This window comes from Enterobacter cloacae complex sp. CARB60 (assembly GCF_036487345.1).
GTDB classification, from domain to species: domain Bacteria; phylum Pseudomonadota; class Gammaproteobacteria; order Enterobacterales; family Enterobacteriaceae; genus Enterobacter; species Enterobacter asburiae_D.
Genome location: NZ_JAZKLC010000002.1, coordinates 4,741,420 through 4,760,042 on the forward strand (window position 1 = coordinate 4,741,420; position 18,623 = coordinate 4,760,042).

Consider the following 18,623-nt stretch of genomic DNA (forward strand, 5'->3'; position numbering starts at 1 on the left):
ACCCTGCTAACGTGTCACTCTAAATGAAAGGAGCACCACCATGAAATGTAAACGTCTGAATGAAGTTATTGAACTCCTCCAGCCCGCCTGGCAAAAAGAGCCAGAGCTAAATCTGATGCAATTTTTACAGAAACTGGCGAAAGAGTCAGGTTTTGACGGCGATCTGGCAGACCTTTCTGACGACATCCTGATCTACCACCTTAAAATGCGTGACTCAGCCAAAGATGCTGTTATTCCTGGTATTCAGAAGGATTATGAGGAAGATTTTAAGACTGCATTATTGCGCGCCCGAGGCGTAATTAAAGAGTAAAAGCTTGTAAGCGGCGGCACCGAAATCGCCACAAGATGATATCCTGAATCATTCGTATAATTTCCGGATGATCGGATGAACGACCAGGCTTTTACTTTCCAGACATTACACCCGGACACCATTATGGATGCCCTGTTTGAACAGGGTATTCGGGTGGATTCCGGGCTAACACCGTTAAACAGCTACGAAAACCGCGTCTATCAATTTCAGGACGAGGATCGTCAGCGCTTCGTCGTAAAGTTCTATCGTCCTGAACGCTGGTCCGCAGAACAAATTCAGGAAGAGCATCAGTTTGCTCACGATCTGCTGGATGACGATGTTCCCGTTGCCGCGCCGCTAAAATTCAATAACCAAACGCTCCTCACGCACGAAGGGTTTTACTACGCTGTATTCCCGAGCCTGGGTGGTCGCCAGTTTGAAGCGGATAATATAGACCAGATGGAGTGGGTTGCCCGCTATCTTGGGCGTATACACCAGACGGGACGCAAAAAAGCCTTTATTGCCCGCCCGACTATCGGGATTCAGGAATACCTTCTTGAACCGCGGGGAATATTCGAAACGTCTGCCATGATCCCCACTGCGTTAAAGGGTGATTTCCTCAACGCCACCGATAAGCTCATTGCTGCAGTTAAAACCTGCTGGCGCGACGATATTTCCGTCCTGCGCCTGCATGGCGATTGTCATGCTGGAAATATCCTCTGGCGCGATGGCCCGCTGTTTGTCGATCTCGATGATGCGCGTATGGGGCCAGCGGTTCAGGACCTGTGGATGCTGCTCAATGGCGATAAAGCCGAGCAACGCATGCAGCTTGAAACCATTATTGAAGCTTATGAAGAATTTAGTCCGTTTAATTCAGACGAAATTGCCCTGATTGAGCCTTTACGTGCGATGCGTTTTGTTTATTATCTCGCATGGTTAATCAGGCGTTGGGACGATCCCGCATTTCCCCGGAATTTCCCGTGGCTTACCGGAGAGGATTACTGGCGTAGCCAGATATCTACATTTACTGAGCAGGTCAAGGTTCTTCAGGAACCCCCTCTGCAATTAACGCCGATGTATTAATTGGACACACCCAGGAGAGAGTTAATCATGAAAAAAATTTGGCTGGCGCTGGCAGGTATGATTCTGGCATTTAGCGCTTCTGCTGCGCAGTTTACCGACGGTAAACAGTTTACCACGCTGGAAAAGCCGGTTGCTGGTGAGCCGCAGGTTCTGGAGTTCTTCTCGTTCTATTGTCCGCACTGCTATCAGTTCGAGCAGGTTCTGCATGTGTCTGACAACGTGAAGAAAAAGCTGCCAGAAGGCACCAAAATGACCAAGTACCACGTCGAGTTCCTGGGCCCATTGGGTAAAGACCTGACTCAGGCGTGGGCTGTTGCTATGGCACTGGGTGTGGAAGATAAAATCACTGCGCCAATGTTTGAAGCCGTACAAAAAACCCAGACCGTTCAGACCACTGCGGATATCCGTAAAGTGTTCGTTGATGCCGGCGTGAAAGGTGAAGAGTACGACGCAGCCTGGAACAGCTTTGTGGTGAAATCCCTGGTGGCCCAGCAGGAAAAAGCGGCTGCTGACCTCCAGCTTCAGGGCGTTCCGGCGATGTTTGTTAACGGCAAATACCAGCTGAACATGCAGGGCATGGACACCAGCAGCATGGATATCTTCGTACAGCAGTATGCAGATACCGTGAAATACCTGGTTGAGAAGAAGTAATTTCGTTGATGTAAAAACGCCGGTCACTGACCGGCGTTTTTGTATGAAGATTTAATATTGTCTATCTGTTCGTCTTTCTCTTTCCAGAGCGTATTAAGCCACTGCTGGAAACGACGTTTGAAATTCTTATCGTTAACGTAATCACCGTGCAGCCCGGCATCAATCGGGACCAAATCGACACGCACAACAATGCGCATCAGGTTGCCGCTGAGCATATCGAAGAACGGCGTCTTATCATTTTCCGGATAGCAGAGCGTGACGTTCAGGAGTTTATCGAACTGTGCTCCCAGCACGTTAAGCGCCATCGCAATACCCGCCGCCTTCGGCGGCAGCAGATGCTGATAAGGAGAGCGGGTTTGTTGATGCTTCTCTTCCGTAAACCGGGAGCCTTCAACAAAGTTCACGATGGTCGTTGGATGCGCGCGAAACTTTTCGCAGGAACGGCGCGTGGTCTCCACATCTTTGCCGCGACGCTCGGGATGACGAATCAAATAGCTGCGCGAATAGCGTTTCATAAACGGCATATCGAGCGCCCAGCAGGCCAGCCCGATAAAAGGCACCCAGGCGAGCTGCTGTTTCAGAAAGTATTTGTTCATCGGGATGTGTTTGCGAAAAAGCACGCATAACACCACGATGTCCGCCCAGCTGTGGTGATTGCAGATCAGCAGATACCAGTTCTTCTTGTTAAGGCTCTCCAGCCCTTTGATATCCCACTTCAGATGCGGGTTCAGGCACAGCAAGATCGCCAGTCCTTCGCACCAGCAGTACATCATGAAGTTACAAAATGCGGACACGGCTCGCCACACCACAGGGACAGGCAGCAGCAGTTTAACGATCCCGGCGACAATGATCGGCACAGAGCAGGCGACAGTCACCAGAATAGTTAAAATGATGCTTAAGAGTAATGTTATTGCAGCGAGTAATCTCGACATGATGAGCTTTTTCAGGTAGTTAGCTGTAAGTGAGCGGCCGGCTATGCAACGCCGGGCGCTGATTTTATCAGAAAACAGACAAATTAATGGTGCTTTCACGTGATGATTTGGCCGCTTTTACCCTGTCGTAGACGATTTCACTGTCATTCGGCGCTTATCAAGGCTTATATCCACATAGACTAAATTGCCATCAGTTGGCCATATAGATAGGATCTAATGCTATAACAGCATGATAATTAAGATCTAAAAATTATCTAATATGTGTTTTTTGTGTCTGTTATTCATATGAAGTGAAAATATGCACAAACTTATCCACAGTTTGATTTTTGCGAGCGATCCTCACGATCGCAAAATCTTTTCCTGTATCAGGCGCTAATAACTGATGTTTTCATCCTTCTGTGGCATCCTTTACCCATAAATTGATTAAAGGCACGGACATTATGGTTCAGATCCCAGAAAACCCTCTTATTCTCGTCGATGGCTCTTCTTACCTGTATCGGGCATACCATGCGTTTCCTCCTCTGACCAATAGCGCAGGGGAACCCACCGGCGCGATGTACGGCGTGCTGAACATGCTGCGCAGCCTGATCCTTCAGTATCAGCCAACCCATGCGGCTGTGGTCTTTGATGCGAAAGGTAAAACCTTCCGCGATGAGCTGTTTGAGCATTACAAATCTCACCGTCCGCCAATGCCTGACGATCTGCGTGCGCAGATTGAGCCGCTGCACACCATGGTAAAAGCGATGGGGCTGCCGCTGCTGGCCGTCTCCGGCGTTGAAGCCGATGACGTCATCGGTACGCTGGCGCGTGAAGCAGAAAAGATGGGGCGTCCTGTACTGATCAGCACCGGTGATAAAGATATGGCGCAGCTGGTGACGCCAGGTATCACCCTGATTAACACCATGACCAACACCATTCTGGGGCCTGAAGAGGTGGTCACAAAGTATGGCGTGCCGCCCGAGCTGATTATCGACTTCCTCGCGTTGATGGGCGACTCCTCGGATAACATCCCGGGCGTCCCTGGCGTCGGTGAAAAAACCGCGCAGGCGCTGCTTCAGGGGCTGGGCGGTCTGGACACGCTGTACGCGGAATCGGATAAAATCGCCGGGCTCTCCTTCCGTGGCGCAAAAACCATGGCCGGAAAGCTGGAAGAGAACAAAGAGGTGGCTTATCTCTCCTATAAGCTGGCTACAATCAAAACCGATGTCGAGCTGGAGCTGGGCTGTGAGCAGCTTGAAGTGCAACAGCCTTCCGCTGACGATCTGCTGAGTCTGTTTAAGAAATACGAATTCAAGCGCTGGATCACTGACGTGGAAGCCGGTAAATGGCTACAGGCAAAAGGGGCCAAACCTGCTGCAAAGCCGAAGGAGACGATCGTCGTTGACGCAGAAGAGCAGGCGGAAGAAGAAGCCGTGGCGCTTTCCTTCGACAACTACGAAACCATTCTTGAAGAGTCGCAGCTGATCGCCTGGATCGAGAAACTGAAAAAGGCCCCGGTCTTTGCCTTTGATACCGAAACTGACAGTCTCGATAACATCTCAGCCAATATGGTTGGCCTGTCATTTGCGACAGAGCCGGGTATTGCCGCCTACGTTCCTGTGGCGCACGATTACCTGGATGCGCCGGAGCAAATTTCCCGTGAACGCGTGCTTGAGCTGCTGAAGCCGATTCTGGAAGACGAAAAGGCGCTTAAGGTTGGGCAAAACCTCAAGTACGACCGCGGCATTCTGCAAAACTACGGCATTGAACTGCGCGGGATTGCCTTTGACACCATGCTTGAATCCTACATTCTGGACAGCGTCGCAGGCCGTCATGACATGGATTCCTTATCTGACCGCTGGCTCAAGCACAAAACCATCACCTTTGAAGAGATTGCCGGTAAAGGGAAAAATCAGCTCACCTTTAACCAGATTGCTCTTGAAGAAGCGGGGCGCTACGCGGCGGAAGACGCTGATGTCACGCTGCAATTGCATCTGAAGATGTGGCCAAAACTGCAGAAGCATGAAGGTCCGCTGAACGTGTTCCAGCATATCGAGATGCCGCTGGTGCCCGTGCTGTCACGCATTGAACGTAACGGCGTGAAAATCGATCCAACGGTGCTGCATAACCACTCCGGGGAGCTGGCGCAGCGCTTGACCGAGCTCGAGCAAAAAGCGCATGAGCTTGCAGGCGAGGCGTTTAACCTTTCATCACCGAAGCAGCTGCAAACCATTCTGTTTGAAAAGCAGGGCATCAAGCCGCTGAAGAAAACCCCTGGCGGCGCACCGTCAACCTCTGAAGAGGTGCTGGAAGAGCTGGCGCTGGATTACCCGCTGCCAAAAGTGATTCTGCAGTACCGTGGTCTCGCGAAGCTGAAGTCTACCTACACCGACAAGCTCCCGCTGATGATTAATCCGAAAACGGGTCGCGTGCACACGTCGTATCATCAGGCTGTCGCGGCGACCGGTCGTCTCTCATCAACCGATCCCAACCTGCAGAACATTCCGGTACGTAACGAAGAAGGCCGCCGTATTCGCCAGGCTTTCATCGCACCAGAGGATTATCTGATCGTCTCTGCTGACTACTCGCAAATTGAGCTGCGCATTATGGCGCATCTGTCCCGCGACAAAGGCCTGCTGACCGCGTTTGCCGAAGGGAAGGATATCCACCGGGCAACCGCGGCGGAAGTCTTCGGCTTGCCGCTGGACAGCGTGACCAACGAGCAGCGCCGCAGTGCTAAGGCGATCAACTTCGGTCTGATTTACGGCATGAGTGCATTTGGTCTTTCGCGCCAGCTCAACATTCCGCGCAAAGAGTCGCAGAAGTATATGGATCTCTACTTCGAGCGATATCCGGGCGTGCTGGAATATATGGAACGCACCCGCGCGCAGGCGAAGGAAAAAGGTTACGTCGAAACTCTGGATGGCCGCCGTCTCTACTTACCGGACATCAAATCCAGCAACGCGGCGCGTCGCGCTGGCGCTGAACGTGCGGCAATCAACGCCCCGATGCAGGGTACCGCGGCGGACATTATTAAGCGTGCAATGATCGCCGTTGATGCCTGGCTGGAAGAAGAGAAGCCTCGCGTGAAAATGATCATGCAGGTACACGATGAACTGGTATTTGAAGTGCACAAAGACGACCTCGACGCCGTGTCGAAGAAGGTCCACGAACTGATGGAAAGCAGCATGGTGCTTGACGTGCCGTTGCTGGTGGAAGTGGGAAGTGGAGAAAATTGGGATCAGGCTCACTAACGGTTCTTCGCATAACGCGCCTTTTATGTAAGTTTGCAACATAACAACGCGCGTTTTGTGACGATCATTAGAATTCCCTATGTAAAGAATGAAAAAAAACTACAAAAAGTGCTTTTTCTGCAGCACAAAAAGGGGTAGAGTTATCGGCGTAGGGTACAGAGGTAAGATGTTCTATCTTTCAGACCTTTTACTTCACGTAATCGGATTTGGCTGAATATTTTAGCCGCCCCAGTCAGTAATGACTGGGGCGTTTTTTATTGCGGCAAAGAAAAATCCAGGCAAAAAAAACGCGGCCATCGCCGCGCTCGGTATTACTCTTCTTCCGCTTCCGTCGCGGGTTCCAGCTCGCTAAACCAGGTGTCGAGCTTCTGACGCAGCTTGTCCACACCCTGCTTTTTCAGCGAGGAGAACGGCTCAACCTGCACATCACCGTTGAATGCCAGCACCGCTTCGCGAACCATATTCACCTGCGCTTTGCGCGCGCCGCTTGCCAGCTTATCGGCTTTCGTCAGCAGCACCAGCACGGCGATATCGCTTGCTACAGCCCAGTCGATCATCTGCTGATCCAGATCTTTCAGGGGATGGCGAATATCCATCAGCACCACCAGACCTTTCAGGCACAGGCGTTTTTCCAGGTATTCACCCAGCGCACGCTGCCATTTGATTTTCATCTCTTCCGGGACCTGCGCGTAACCGTAGCCCGGTAAGTCGACCAGGCGTTTGCCCTCAGCGACTTCAAACAGGTTGATCAGCTGAGTACGGCCAGGTGTTTTTGAGGTACGCGCCAGGCTCTTCTGATTGGTCAGCGTATTCAGGGCGCTGGATTTCCCCGCATTTGAGCGGCCAGCAAATGCCACTTCAATACCGGTATCAGAAGGAAGGTGGCGAATATCGGGCGCACTGGTGACAAAATGCGTCTGTTGGTAGTTCCAGGTAGTCACGTGGTCGTCTCCAAAATCGTAATCTGAAGGGGATTATACCCGAATGCAGGCAAAAGGCTTTTCCGATTGCTATGACCTGTAGGCGAATGCCCCAACCGGTGTGAGAGATCGGCCAGTGATGCTATGGGAGATTTCAGAGAATTCGCAGGCGTTAAAAAAGCCAAACTGTTTTAAATCATAAGTTTATTTCCGGGTAATTGTCTGAAAATCCCTTTTTGTACCGTTTCGTTGCTTGTTAGTTTAACGGAACAAGGTAAAGTGTGCGTCAAGGCGAGGAAGCCAACAGGATATCGACTTAAGGATTAGGGTCAGGAGCGCCAGGAGGCGAAGACGCAGGATTGTCAGGATGACCAGCGCCTGGAGGCGTTTTAACAGGAAATGGAACCGTATCACGGACGGTATTAGCCAAGGGATAAACAGGGTTTGTTGTTGGCAAACATGGAATGTCTGACCCGCTAAGGGTTGTGAGTCAGGAAAAAAGGCGACAGATTGCTCTGTCGCCTTTTTTCTTTGCTTGCTTTCTGCTAGATTTCGCCGCAATTCTATACTGAATAAAACGGCTTAAAGATAAAACATCATGAAAAAACCGACCACCGCAGCGGGCGCGAAACGCCCTGCAAAAGCACGCCGCAAAACGCGCGAAGAACTCAACCAGGAAGCGCGCGATCGTAAACGCGACAAAAAACATCGCGGTCACACTGCGGGTAGCCGTGCCAACGGTGGTGGTGCTGCGGGTACTTCTGCAAAAGGCAAACAGCAGAAAGACCCTCGTATCGGCAGTAAAACTCCCATTCCACTGGGCGTGACAGACACCCCGGTCACTAAGCAGCACAAACCAAAGAGCGAGAAACCTATGCTTTCACCGCAGGCTGAGCTGGATTTGCTGGAGAACGATGAGCGCCTGGACGCGCTGCTGGAACGTCTTGAAGAGGGTGAAACCCTGACCGCTGAAGAGCAGTCATGGGTGGATGCCAAGCTGGATCGTATCGATGAACTGATGCAGAAGCTGGGCCTGTCATACGATGATGACGAAGATGAAGAAGAAGACGAAAAGCAGGAAGATATGATGCGTCTTCTGAAGGGTGGAAACTAACATTTGCACCCGGCAGGCACGATAGTCCTGCTTATAACCCTTCCGGTTATATGTTATCTGGTGTGGTTATTCGTTAAACTACGGCGGTTGTCGCGGCGACAGAAGTGGCTGCGCACCCGAGTGATGGCCCGCAATGGGGCCAGAACGGGCCGCCGTATACGAACGCGACACCAACGGAAGGAGTGAGCATGTCAACACCAACTATCGACTGGGATTTGGCCCTAATCCAGAAATATAACTATTCCGGGCCGCGTTATACGTCATACCCCACCGCGCTGGAGTTCTCCGATGCCTTCGGAGAGCGTGATTTCCAGCAGGCTGTCGCGCGCTATCCTGAGCGTCCGCTGTCGCTCTACGTCCATATTCCGTTCTGCCATAAGCTGTGTTACTTCTGCGGCTGCAATAAAATCGTTACCCGTCAGCAGCACAAAGCCGACCAGTATCTTGATGCGCTCGAACAAGAAATTGTCCATCGCGCACCGCTTTTTGCTGGCCGTCACGTCAGCCAGCTTCACTGGGGCGGCGGCACGCCAACCTATCTGAATAAAGCGCAAATAAGCCGCCTGATGACCCTGCTGCGCGGCAATTTCAGTTTTAACGCCGACGCGGAAATCTCGATCGAGGTCGATCCGCGTGAAATTGAGCTGGATGTACTGGATCACTTACGCGCCGAAGGCTTCAATCGTCTGAGCATGGGCGTGCAGGATTTCAATAAAGAGGTTCAGCGTCTGGTGAACCGCGAGCAGGACGAAGAGTTTATCTTCGCCTTGCTCAACCACGCGCGTGATATCGGCTTTACATCGACCAATATCGACCTGATTTACGGCCTGCCAAAGCAGACGCCGGAAAGCTTCGCCTTCACCCTGAAGCGCGTGGCCGAACTTAACCCGGACCGCCTGAGCGTCTTTAACTATGCGCACCTGCCGACCCTCTTTGCCGCCCAGCGCAAAATCAAAGATGCCGATCTTCCTTCTGCCCAGCAGAAGCTGGATATCCTGCAGGAAACCATCTCCTCGCTGACCGAAACCGGCTATCAGTTTATCGGGATGGATCACTTTGCCCGTCCGGATGACGAGCTGGCGATTGCTCAGCGTGAAGGCGTACTGCACCGCAACTTCCAGGGCTACACGACCCAGGGCGATACCGATTTGCTGGGGATGGGCGTCTCCGCCATCAGTATGATTGGCGACTGTTACGCGCAGAACCAGAAAGAGCTGAAGCGCTACTACCAACAGGTTGATGAAACGGGCAACGCGCTGTGGCGCGGCATTGCGTTAACGCGCGACGACTGCATCCGTCGCGATGTCATTAAGGCGCTAATCTGCAACTTCCGTCTCGATTTCAGCGACGTTGAGTCGCAGTGGGATCTGCATTTCAGCGATTATTTTGCGGAAGACCTGAAGCTAATTGCACCGCTGGCGAAAGATGGGCTGGTGGATGTGTCGGAGAGCGCGATTGAGGTCACGCCGAAAGGGCGTCTGTTGATTCGTAATATCTGCATGTGCTTTGATGCCTATCTGCGCCAGAAAGCGCGCCTGCAGCAGTTCTCGCGGGTGATTTAAGGCGTATTGCCAAAAGCGCGAAACGTAGGCCGGGTAAGGCGAAGCCGCCACCCGGCTTTTACGTTCAACTCGCTAGCTAAACAGCCCCACCAGCGCCGCGCACAACATAGCCGCAACGGCTGTTTGTGGCGTGTGGCTTTCAGCGGCTCCGCTAGAGAGCATATTCACGATTGTTTCCAGCATGATGTTCACCCCCAATTTCCGGGCACGATCATACAAAACTCATCGGAACAGTAAAGCGCAAAATAACGGCAATTTGCGCTCAATTAATAACCTTTACACAGCGGCGTACGATCACTCCATTCCCAGCTCTTTAAGCTTGCGCGTCAGGGTATTACGTCCCCATCCCAACAGGCGAGCGGCTTCCTGCTTATGACCCTGCGTATGGCGAAGCGCGGTGGTTAACAGCGTACGCTCCATCTCTGGCTGAGCTTCAGACAGCAGGTTTTGATGACCGGAACGCAGCGCGCGGTCGGCCCACTGTGCCAGCAGCGTCGCCCAGCTGTCCGGCAGCGCGTGCCCGGTACTGCTTTCAGGCGCGGTCGCTTCAAACAGCTCGGCCGGTAAATCCTGAATCAGCACTTCCTGCCCGGCGGCCATCACGGTTAACCAGCGGCAGGTGTTTTCCAGCTGACGCACGTTGCCCGGCCACGCCAGACGCGTCAGAGCGGCATCGGTTTCCGGGTGAAGCTGCTTGGCTTCCACACCCAGCTCGCGGGCGGCCACCTGCAGGAAATGGCGTGCCAGGCGGGGAATATCTTCCCGACGCTCACGCAGCGGCGGCAAATGAACGCGGATGACGTTCAGACGATGGAATAAATCCTCGCGGAATTTTCCTTCCTGCACGCGTTGCTCCAGGTTCTGGTGGGTCGCGGCGATAATACGCACGTCCACCTTCACCGGCGCATAGCCGCCCACGCGATAAAATTGCCCGTCGGCCAGCACGCGCAGCAGGCGGGTCTGGACATCCAGCGGCATATCGCCGATTTCATCCAGGAACAGCGTGCCGCCGTCAGCCTGTTCGAAGCGCCCCTGACGAATGGTATTTGCGCCGGTAAATGCCCCTTTTTCATGGCCGAACAGTTCGGACTCAATCAAATCCTTCGGGATCGCCGCCATATTCAGGGCGATGAACGGCGCTTTTGCCCGTGGGCTATGGCGATGCAACGCATGCGCCACAAGCTCTTTACCGGTTCCCGATTCACCGTTAATCAATACGCTAATGGACGAGCGGGACAAACGACCAATAATGCGAAACACGTCCTGCATCGCCGGCGCTTCGCCGATGATGTCTGTCGTTGGCCCAAAATCGGGCGCGTGACGCGGCTGTTGCTGCTCCTGATAATGGCTAATCGCGCGCTCAACCAGCGCCACCGCTTCGTCGATATCAAACGGTTTGGGCAGGTAATCGAACGCCCCTTGCTGATAGGCGCTCACTGCGGCATCCAGATCGGAGTGCGCGGTCATTATGATGACCGGAAGCATAGGGTGGCGTTGTTTGATCTGCTTTAACAGCGCCAGCCCGTCCATGCCCGGCATACGAATATCCGAAAGCAGAACATCTGGCGTTTTGGTGGTGAGTGCGTCGAGCACTTCGCTGCCGCTCTCAAACGTCGTGCAGCTTAATCCCGCCCCTGTGAGCGCGCGTTCAAGCACCCAACGGATGGAGCTATCGTCATCGACTACCCAGACTATCCCTCGTTGCATAAACGTCACCTTTATTTTTTAATCGGCAGGAAAACCGAAAACTCGGTATGTCCCGGCCAACTGGTAAATTCAATTTTCCCGGAGTGCTGATCGATCAAACTGCGGGCAATGGATAAGCCCAGGCCGGTCCCGCCTTCGCGACCGCTTACCATCGGGTAGAACAGGGTATCCTGCAGATGCGATGGAATGCCGGGCCCGTTATCCTCAACGTCGATTCGGGCCGCCAGCCGGTAGCGCACGCCGTGTAACGTGAGCTGGAAGGCGGTGCGGGTGCGTAAAATAATCTCGCCCCCTTCAGACCCCAGCGCCTGCAGGGCATTACGCACAATATTCAACAGGACCTGCTCAATCTGATCCGGGTCATGGGCCAGTTCCGGCAGGCTTGGGTCGTAATCACGTACCAGCGTGACGTTCTCCGGCAGCTCCATTGAGACGAGCTTCACCACCCGCTCAGCCACTTTATGGATGCTTTCAGTGACGTGCATTCCCGGCTGCTGTGGCCCAAGAAGACGGTCTACCAGATTCCGCAGACGGTCCGCCTGCTCAATGATGACGTTGGTATACTCCGCCAGCGCGGGGTCGGGCAGCGCCTTGGTCAGAAGCTGCGCCGCGCCGCGTAATCCACCCAGCGGGTTTTTGATTTCATGCGCCAGACCGCGCACCAGGTCACGGGCGGCAATTTGCTGCGCATGCTGAAGCTGCTCCTGGCTCAGTCGACGCTGATTATCCATCGGCGCCATTTCCAGCAGGATCATCCCATCGGGAAGACGCTGCGCGGTCAGCGACAGAATGTGCGAGCGTCCGTCGATCACCAGCGTCACTTCGTTATCGGTAAACCCCTGGCCAGCCTGCAAACTTTCCTGCATCAGGCCAATATTCAGCGAAAAATAGCTCAGGAGTTCAGGAAGCGGGGTGCCGAACAGTTTACGTGCGCTTTGGGCGAGCAGCTGCTGCGCCGCCGGGTTGGCGTAATGAACGGCCAGCTCGTCATCGACCAGCAAAATGCTGTTAATCAAAGAATTGAGGATCTGCCCAGCATCGGGCAGCGTGCCAGTTGCCATTCAGCAGTCTCCTGGAGTTGTTGCACTGTTTTAGTGCAGTATAGCGTTTTCGGCGTAAAAAGCGCGTGAGATCAGGTTGTTGGTGGAGAAAAAAGCCCATCCGGAGATGGGCTAAAAGTTTCCACGGCAACTACCCCCGGCGCTTATCACGCCGGGTAAAACAACTTTATTAAACGCTGTAGTACAGCTCGAACTCAACCGGGTGCGGCGTCATACGCACACGGTCGTTCTCTTCAATACGCAGGGCGATGTAAGCGTCGATCGCTTCATCAGTAAACACACCGCCCGCAGTCAGGAACTCACGGTCTGCGTCCAGCGCCTGCAGGGCTTCTTCCAGAGAACCAGCAACCTGTGGGATCTCTTTCGCTTCTTCTGGCGGCAGGTCGTACAGGTTTTTGTCCATCGCTTCGCCCGGGTGGATCTTGTTCTTGATACCGTCCAGACCGGCCATCAGCAGTGCTGCGAAGCACAGGTATGGGTTAGCCGCTGGATCCGGGAAGCGCACTTCGATACGACGTGCTTTCGGAGAAGCAACAACCGGGATACGGATAGAAGCAGAACGGTTACGTGCAGAGTAGGCCAGCATCACTGGCGCTTCGTAGCCCGGGACCAGACGCTTGTAGGAGTTAGTGGTTGGGTTCGCCAGGGCGTTGATCGCTTTAGCGTGTTTGATAACACCACCGATGTAGTGCAGCGCCTGCTCGGACAGACCCGCATATTTGTCGCCAGAGAACAGGTTGGTACCGTTCTTGGACAGAGACATGTGGCAGTGCATACCGGAACCGTTGTCGCCAAACATTGGTTTTGGCATGAAGGTCGCGGTTTTACCGAAACGGTGCGCAACGTTGTGCACAACGTATTTGTAGATCTGAATCTCATCCGCTTTTTTAGTCATGGTGTTGAAGCGGGTAGCGATTTCGTTCTGGCCAGCGGTCGCCACTTCGTGGTGGTGAGCTTCAACAACCAGGCCCATCTCTTCCATGATCAGACACATGGTAGAACGGATGTCCTGTGAAGAATCGACCGGAGGAACCGGGAAGTAACCGCCTTTCACGCCAGGACGGTGACCTTTGTTACCACCTTCGTATTTGGTGGAAGAGTTCCATGCGCCTTCGATGTCATCGATAGCCACGTGGGAACCAGAAATTGAAGCGCCGAAACGGATGTCGTCAAACAGGAAGAACTCTGGCTCTGGTCCGAACAGAACGGTATCCGCGATGCCGGTAGAACGCAGGTACTCTTCAGCACGTTTTGCGATAGAACGTGGGTCACGGTCGTAGCCCTGCAGCGTGCCTGGCTCGAGGATGTCGCAACGGATGATCAGGGTTGGTTCTTCGAAGAACGGGTCAATGAGCGCAGTGGTCGCGTCCGGCATCAGAACCATGTCGGATTCGTTAATGCCTTTCCAGCCACCAATGGAGGAGCCGTCAAACATTTTGCCTTCTTCAAAGAATTCGGCGTTCACCTGATGAGCAGGGATTGTGACGTGCTGTTCTTTACCTTTGGTATCGGTGAAGCGCAGATCAACAAACTTCACTTCATGTTCGTTCAGCATCGTCAAAACGTGTTCAGCGGACATACTTAACTCTCCAGATTGGTCATTGTCGTCGTGGTAACGAGGTCTTCAATTTCTGTTTGTACTGGCTGTTGCCATGTATTTTTTATAAAGCGAAATCTGTGCCAACTTTTAAAACACCCCAAAAAGGCGTTATCATGCGCACCATAGTGCAAAAGGGCTGCACCACGATGGATTTGTTGCACCAGTATAGTGCTTCAATGTGAACATTGAGCACCATATTGGTGCAATTTACGTTAAAGTGCCCTTTTACCGCTCCGTGAAAGCGATCACAAAGCATCTCTGCAATACTTGTTTGCGGGGGATGTTTGTGATCCTGTTTTGTAGTGCGATTAATCCGTGTACAATAACGCGCTATTTCTAAATGCCTGAGGCAAAGTTGTGATCGAAAATTTGCGTAACATCGCCATCATCGCGCACGTAGACCATGGTAAAACTACCCTGGTTGACAAGCTGCTGCAGCAATCCGGTACGTTTGATGCGCGTGCCGAAACCCAAGAACGCGTGATGGACTCCAACGATTTGGAGAAAGAGCGTGGGATTACTATCCTCGCGAAAAACACCGCGATTAAATGGAATGACTACCGTATCAACATCGTTGATACCCCAGGGCACGCCGACTTCGGTGGTGAAGTTGAACGTGTAATGTCCATGGTAGACTCCGTTCTGCTGGTCGTTGACGCAATGGATGGCCCAATGCCACAGACGCGCTTCGTGACCAAAAAAGCTTTTGCCCATGGTCTGAAGCCAATCGTTGTTATCAACAAAGTTGACCGCCCTGGCGCGCGTCCTGACTGGGTTGTTGACCAGGTCTTCGACCTGTTCGTTAACCTCGACGCGACCGACGAGCAGCTGGACTTCCCTATCGTTTACGCCTCTGCGCTGAACGGTATCGCAGGTCTGGACCACGAAGACATGGCTGAAGACATGACCCCGCTGTATCAGGCGATTGTTGACCGTGTTCCTGCGCCAAACGTCGATCTCGACGGCACCCTGCAGATGCAGATCTCTCAGCTCGACTACAACAACTACGTTGGCGTAATCGGCATTGGTCGTATCAAGCGCGGTAAAGTGAAGCCTAACCAGCAGGTTACTATCATCGATAGCGAAGGCAAAACCCGTAACGGTAAAGTTGGTAAAGTACTGACTCACCTGGGTCTTGAGCGTATCGAGAGCGACATCGCTGAAGCGGGCGACATCATCGCTATCACCGGTCTGGGTGAACTGAACATCTCCGACACCATCTGCGATCCGCAGAACGTCGAAGCGCTGCCAGCCCTGTCCGTTGATGAACCAACTGTAACCATGTTCTTCAACGTCAACACCTCTCCGTTCTGTGGTAAAGAAGGTAAGTTCGTTACCTCTCGTCAGATCCTTGACCGCCTGAACAAAGAGCTGGTGCACAACGTTGCGCTGCGCGTTGAAGAAACCCCGGATGCAGACGCATTCCGCGTTTCTGGTCGTGGTGAGCTGCACCTGTCTGTTCTGATCGAAAACATGCGTCGTGAAGGTTTCGAAATGGCGGTTTCCCGTCCGAAAGTCATCTTCCGCGAGATCGATGGCCGTAAACAAGAGCCATTCGAAAACGTAACGCTGGACGTTGAAGAGCAGCACCAGGGTTCTGTGATGCAGGCACTGGGTGAGCGTAAAGGCGACCTGAAAAACATGAATCCAGATGGCAAAGGCCGCGTACGTCTCGACTACGTGATCCCAAGCCGTGGTCTGATCGGCTTCCGTTCAGAGTTCATGACCATGACCTCCGGTACCGGTCTGCTGTACTCCACCTTCAGCCACTACGACGACGTTCGTCCGGGCGAAGTGGGCCAGCGTAACAACGGCGTGCTGATCTCCAACGGTCAGGGTAAAGCGGTTGCGTTTGCGCTGTTCGGTCTGCAGGATCGCGGTAAGCTGTTCCTGGGTCACGGTGCTGAAGTTTATGAAGGCCAGATCATCGGTATTCACAGTCGTTCTAACGACCTGACCGTAAACTGCCTGACCGGTAAGAAACTGACCAACATGCGTGCGTCCGGTACTGACGAAGCAACGGTTCTGGTTCCACCGATCAAGATGACTCTGGAGCAGGCTCTGGAATTCATCGATGATGACGAACTGGTCGAAGTGACTCCACAGTCAATTCGTATCCGTAAACGTCACCTGACCGAGAACGATCGTAAACGTGCGATGCGCGGTCCGAAAGAAGACTAATACGGTATTCCGTAGGCCGGGTAAGCGCGAGCGCCACCCGGCAACTAAAAAGCCGCTGAGAGATCAGCGGCTTTTTTTATTAGAATGAATACCGTAACCCTAATCGAATACGGTACTGCTCGCGGTTGTAATCATTCCATCGGTCCAGCCACTGTAGCTCAAGATACGGCAGCCAGTTCCTGTCGATTTTATAGCTGAACTTATTGGTAATCTCCCAGTGATGGTCTTTGCCGTTTTTGCTGTGGTAATCATTCACCCGCTGGAAAAAGTGCGGTTCAAAGGTGTAGAAAAACGCATCCGTCACTTTGAAATTCCAGTAATTGGCAAACTCGTGCGTGTCGTTTTTATCCATCTGCCCGTTATAGTCCGGCGTATCGTAATTGTTATGGTTATAGCGATAGCGGAACGTCAGGTTGAACCCGTCCGTAAATTTGTAGTTGGTATCTAAATAAACCGCACCACCGGACCCTGCGCTGCTGTCGTTAATCAACCCGCCGGGCTGGAAGGTGAGTTTGTCGGTCGGTTTAAAGAGCGGATACCACCCCTCTATTTCGTTATAACTGTGCTTGAGTTCATCCCATTTCCCCACGTTATAGGCGTTGGTGAACATCAGCCCCGCGCCCATATCGAAGTTATATCCCGCGCGCAGGATCACCTCGTGTAGCTCAGAAGCCGTATTATATGCTTCACGCGTTTCGACATACGCTCCGGCAAATACCGGGCAGGACACAGACGACACGATCAGTACAGTAATGATTCTTTTCATAATTTGTCCATGTATCAGGTACAGAAAGGCCTCCCTCCTGATTAACAGGAAGGAAAGAATGGCCGGATTTATTGTTATAAAGTGACTGCTGACGCTTTATTGTTGGTGGTTATCTCAGGGGTATTCGCTGATTGTTTTTTCCGTTTTCCAATCTCCTCGATAATAAAGGCGAAGCGCGCTTCGTTGAGTTTATAAAACAACCCCATGGTCACGGCGGCCACGATCGCCAGGCCGCACGGCCAGAGGAAAATAAGCTGACGTAAGCCCAGAAGCGTGCCCGCGCTCTGGACGGCATGGGGAACGTATCCAATCTGGGTTAGCATGATGCCGGGCAGGAAACCGGCGAGCGCCGCAGAGATTTTGCGCGAGAAGGTGTAGCCGGTATAAACCGACCCTTCGGCACGGATACCGGTTTTCCACTCGCCATAATCAACCGTATCCGGCACCAGCGCCCAGTTGAGGCTGTTCACAAACGCCGTGCCGAAAAAGGCCATGCAGGAAAACAGTACGAACAGCAGGGAGCTGGTTCCCCAGAAGAAGTTCAGCACGTCTCCCACTGCCCATAGCGTCAGCCCACCCAAATAGACCGGTTTCTTGCCAAAACGCTTCACCGCGCCCGGCACCAGAAACACGCCAATCAGAATGCAGCCCATGCTGAAAAAGCCCATCCACGACAGCAGATGCAGATCGTTCAGCACGTACTGGGTGTAATAGACCTGAATCGCCAGCTTGATGTTAAACGCGGCGAGGGTACACAGGTTAGCGATGCACAACACCAGTAGCGGCGGATTGCGGAAAATCGCGCAGAACGATTTCAGCATGCCGGGCTTATGATGATCGGGCGTGAGCTCCACGTAGCGTTCTTTCACACCGCTATAGCACCACCACATGCAGAACAGGCCGCCGGTGACGAACACTAGCGCGGCCACCAGATAGCCCAGGGAGGGTTGACTGACGAACAGTGCCTGAATGGGCATAAAGCCGACGGTGCAAAGCAACAGTCCCACCGTTGCGCCACCCTGACGCCACGCTGCAAGCTGCGCGCGCTCGTTCGGGTTTTTGGTGATAGCCGGAACCATTGCGCCGTAGGCGCAGTTCATCAGGCTATAGCAGAGGCCAAACATCATGAAGAGCGCGGTGGCGAGGGCCGTTTTCACCGTCAGGCTAAAGTCATTGGCCATAAACTGCGCCGTCGCGACCAGCGCCACCGGGAGGGAGGCGTAAAGAATGAATGGCCGGAACTTCCCCCTCGGTCCGATGTTGCGCCGGGAGTCGAGCAGCACGCCGGTCAGCATGTCGGTCAACGCGGTAAAAAACTTCGCCACCAGGAAAATGATGCCGCCATAGAACGCAGGCATGCCCAGTTCGTCCGTGTAAAACTTCAGCAAATACAACGTCCCGATACAGAGCATCAGGTTCGAGCCAAAATCGCCCATCCCGTACGCGCACTTCTCGCGCAGGCTCAACTTCAGGGTTAACGGATCAGTGTTATGTGTCATGGTCGATCCTCAGAGCGCCCCGCTG

16 protein-coding genes are annotated in these 18,623 nt (G+C 53.1%); 8 read left to right on the forward strand and 8 right to left on the reverse strand.

Translation table 11 applies throughout. From position 1 onward, the window contains the following. Positions 1–40 precede the first annotated feature (40 nt). The 3 genes from V4835_RS23820 (at position 41) to dsbA (ending at position 2,023) form a co-directional block, all read left to right on the forward strand. The gene (locus V4835_RS23820; RefSeq protein ID WP_008501866.1) at positions 41–310 is read left to right on the forward strand and encodes a YihD family protein; all 270 of its coding nucleotides are present in this window, start codon (positions 41–43) and stop codon (positions 308–310) included. A 75-nt stretch (positions 311–385) separates the two neighbouring features. Continuing rightward, positions 386–1,372, forward strand: a complete 987-nt coding sequence (locus V4835_RS23825) for a serine/threonine protein kinase (protein WP_331413988.1) — start codon at positions 386–388, stop codon at positions 1,370–1,372. Between the two features lie 27 nt (positions 1,373–1,399). Next, a complete protein-coding gene (dsbA, locus tag V4835_RS23830) occupies positions 1,400–2,023 on the forward strand; it encodes a thiol:disulfide interchange protein DsbA (RefSeq protein ID WP_023333903.1) in 624 nt (207 codons plus the stop codon). 23 nt (positions 2,024–2,046) lie between these two features. On the opposite strand, the gene V4835_RS23835 is transcribed toward dsbA, so the two are convergent. Next, the gene (locus V4835_RS23835; RefSeq protein ID WP_331413990.1) at positions 2,047–2,955 is read right to left on the reverse strand and encodes an acyltransferase; all 909 of its coding nucleotides are present in this window, start codon (positions 2,953–2,955) and stop codon (positions 2,047–2,049) included. 440 nt (positions 2,956–3,395) lie between these two features. Between V4835_RS23835 and polA the strand changes: the two genes are divergently transcribed. Together polA and V4835_RS24445 are read left to right on the forward strand one after the other, a co-directional pair. Beyond that, complete coding sequence (gene polA / locus V4835_RS23840) at positions 3,396–6,188, forward strand: DNA polymerase I (protein ID WP_331413991.1); 2,793 nt, start codon at positions 3,396–3,398, stop codon at positions 6,186–6,188. 166 nt (positions 6,189–6,354) lie between these two features. Next, positions 6,355–6,402 carry a spot 42 RNA, inhibition of DNA synthesis gene (locus V4835_RS24445; RefSeq protein WP_071892919.1) on the forward strand — a complete coding sequence of 16 codons (48 nt, stop codon included), beginning with the start codon at positions 6,355–6,357 and terminating at the stop codon, positions 6,400–6,402. Between the two features lie 97 nt (positions 6,403–6,499). On the opposite strand, the gene yihA is transcribed toward V4835_RS24445, so the two are convergent. After that, positions 6,500–7,129 (reverse strand): ribosome biogenesis GTP-binding protein YihA/YsxC, encoded by a 630-nt coding sequence (gene yihA, locus V4835_RS23845; RefSeq protein WP_023309768.1) that lies wholly within the window; start codon positions 7,127–7,129, stop codon positions 6,500–6,502. 577 nt (positions 7,130–7,706) lie between these two features. On the opposite strand from yihA, the gene yihI reads away from it, so the two are divergent. Further along, on the forward strand, positions 7,707–8,222 hold the full coding sequence (gene yihI / locus V4835_RS23850; RefSeq protein WP_331413992.1) for a Der GTPase-activating protein YihI: 516 nt from the start codon (positions 7,707–7,709) through the stop codon (positions 8,220–8,222). A 188-nt stretch (positions 8,223–8,410) separates the two neighbouring features. Continuing rightward, positions 8,411–9,784, forward strand: a complete 1,374-nt coding sequence (gene hemN / locus V4835_RS23855) for an oxygen-independent coproporphyrinogen III oxidase (RefSeq protein WP_331413994.1) — start codon at positions 8,411–8,413, stop codon at positions 9,782–9,784. Positions 9,785–9,856: 72 nt separating this feature from the next. Here hemN and V4835_RS23860 read toward each other — a convergent pair whose 3' ends face one another. From V4835_RS23860 to glnA, 4 genes are all read right to left on the reverse strand, one after another. Next, positions 9,857–9,967 (reverse strand): YshB family small membrane protein, encoded by a 111-nt coding sequence (locus V4835_RS23860; protein ID WP_023333898.1) that lies wholly within the window; start codon positions 9,965–9,967, stop codon positions 9,857–9,859. Positions 9,968–10,078: 111 nt separating this feature from the next. Continuing rightward, positions 10,079–11,491 (reverse strand): nitrogen regulation protein NR(I), encoded by a 1,413-nt coding sequence (gene glnG / locus V4835_RS23865; RefSeq protein ID WP_023309765.1) that lies wholly within the window; start codon positions 11,489–11,491, stop codon positions 10,079–10,081. Positions 11,492–11,502: 11 nt separating this feature from the next. Continuing rightward, on the reverse strand, positions 11,503–12,552 hold the full coding sequence (gene glnL, locus V4835_RS23870; protein ID WP_063144309.1) for a nitrogen regulation protein NR(II): 1,050 nt from the start codon (positions 12,550–12,552) through the stop codon (positions 11,503–11,505). 169 nt (positions 12,553–12,721) lie between these two features. Continuing rightward, positions 12,722–14,131: a glutamate--ammonia ligase gene (gene glnA, locus V4835_RS23875; RefSeq protein ID WP_014072406.1), complete on the reverse strand. Its 1,410-nt coding sequence runs from the start codon at positions 14,129–14,131 to the stop codon at positions 12,722–12,724. A gap of 378 nt (positions 14,132–14,509) precedes the next feature. Between glnA and typA the strand changes: the two genes are divergently transcribed. Further along, positions 14,510–16,333: a ribosome-dependent GTPase TypA gene (gene typA, locus V4835_RS23880; protein ID WP_029741474.1), complete on the forward strand. Its 1,824-nt coding sequence runs from the start codon at positions 14,510–14,512 to the stop codon at positions 16,331–16,333. A 79-nt stretch (positions 16,334–16,412) separates the two neighbouring features. Here the strand turns inward: typA and ompL are convergent, their stop codons facing one another. Both ompL and V4835_RS23890 read right to left on the reverse strand, forming a co-directional pair. Continuing rightward, entirely contained in the window at positions 16,413–17,099 is a 687-nt protein-coding gene (gene ompL, locus V4835_RS23885) for a porin OmpL (RefSeq protein ID WP_023333894.1), read from the reverse strand. Positions 17,100–17,173: 74 nt separating this feature from the next. Next, positions 17,174–18,598, reverse strand: coding sequence for an MFS transporter (locus V4835_RS23890; protein ID WP_063144312.1), 1,425 nt, complete (start codon positions 18,596–18,598; stop codon positions 17,174–17,176). Positions 18,599–18,623: the final 25 nt, after the last annotated feature.

Excerpts from the sequence above, each read along its gene's own strand:
- glnL (WP_063144309.1), bottom strand. The coding sequence starts at position 12,552 with ATGGCAACTGGCACGCTGCCCGATGCTGGGCAGATCCTCAATTCTTTG.
- yihI (WP_331413992.1), top strand. The coding sequence starts at position 7,707 with ATGAAAAAACCGACCACCGCAGCGGGCGCGAAACGCCCTGCAAAAGCA.
- glnA (WP_014072406.1), bottom strand. The coding sequence starts at position 14,131 with ATGTCCGCTGAACACGTTTTGACGATGCTGAACGAACATGAAGTGAAG.
- V4835_RS23890 (WP_063144312.1), bottom strand. The coding sequence starts at position 18,598 with ATGACACATAACACTGATCCGTTAACCCTGAAGTTGAGCCTGCGCGAG.
- V4835_RS23820 (WP_008501866.1), top strand. The coding sequence starts at position 41 with ATGAAATGTAAACGTCTGAATGAAGTTATTGAACTCCTCCAGCCCGCC.
- V4835_RS23835 (WP_331413990.1), bottom strand. The coding sequence starts at position 2,955 with ATGTCGAGATTACTCGCTGCAATAACATTACTCTTAAGCATCATTTTA.
- dsbA (WP_023333903.1), top strand. The coding sequence starts at position 1,400 with ATGAAAAAAATTTGGCTGGCGCTGGCAGGTATGATTCTGGCATTTAGC.
- polA (WP_331413991.1), top strand. The coding sequence starts at position 3,396 with ATGGTTCAGATCCCAGAAAACCCTCTTATTCTCGTCGATGGCTCTTCT.
- ompL (WP_023333894.1), bottom strand. The coding sequence starts at position 17,099 with ATGAAAAGAATCATTACTGTACTGATCGTGTCGTCTGTGTCCTGCCCG.
- V4835_RS23825 (WP_331413988.1), top strand. The coding sequence starts at position 386 with ATGAACGACCAGGCTTTTACTTTCCAGACATTACACCCGGACACCATT.
- V4835_RS23860 (WP_023333898.1), bottom strand. The coding sequence starts at position 9,967 with ATGCTGGAAACAATCGTGAATATGCTCTCTAGCGGAGCCGCTGAAAGC.
- hemN (WP_331413994.1), top strand. The coding sequence starts at position 8,411 with ATGTCAACACCAACTATCGACTGGGATTTGGCCCTAATCCAGAAATAT.
- glnG (WP_023309765.1), bottom strand. The coding sequence starts at position 11,491 with ATGCAACGAGGGATAGTCTGGGTAGTCGATGACGATAGCTCCATCCGT.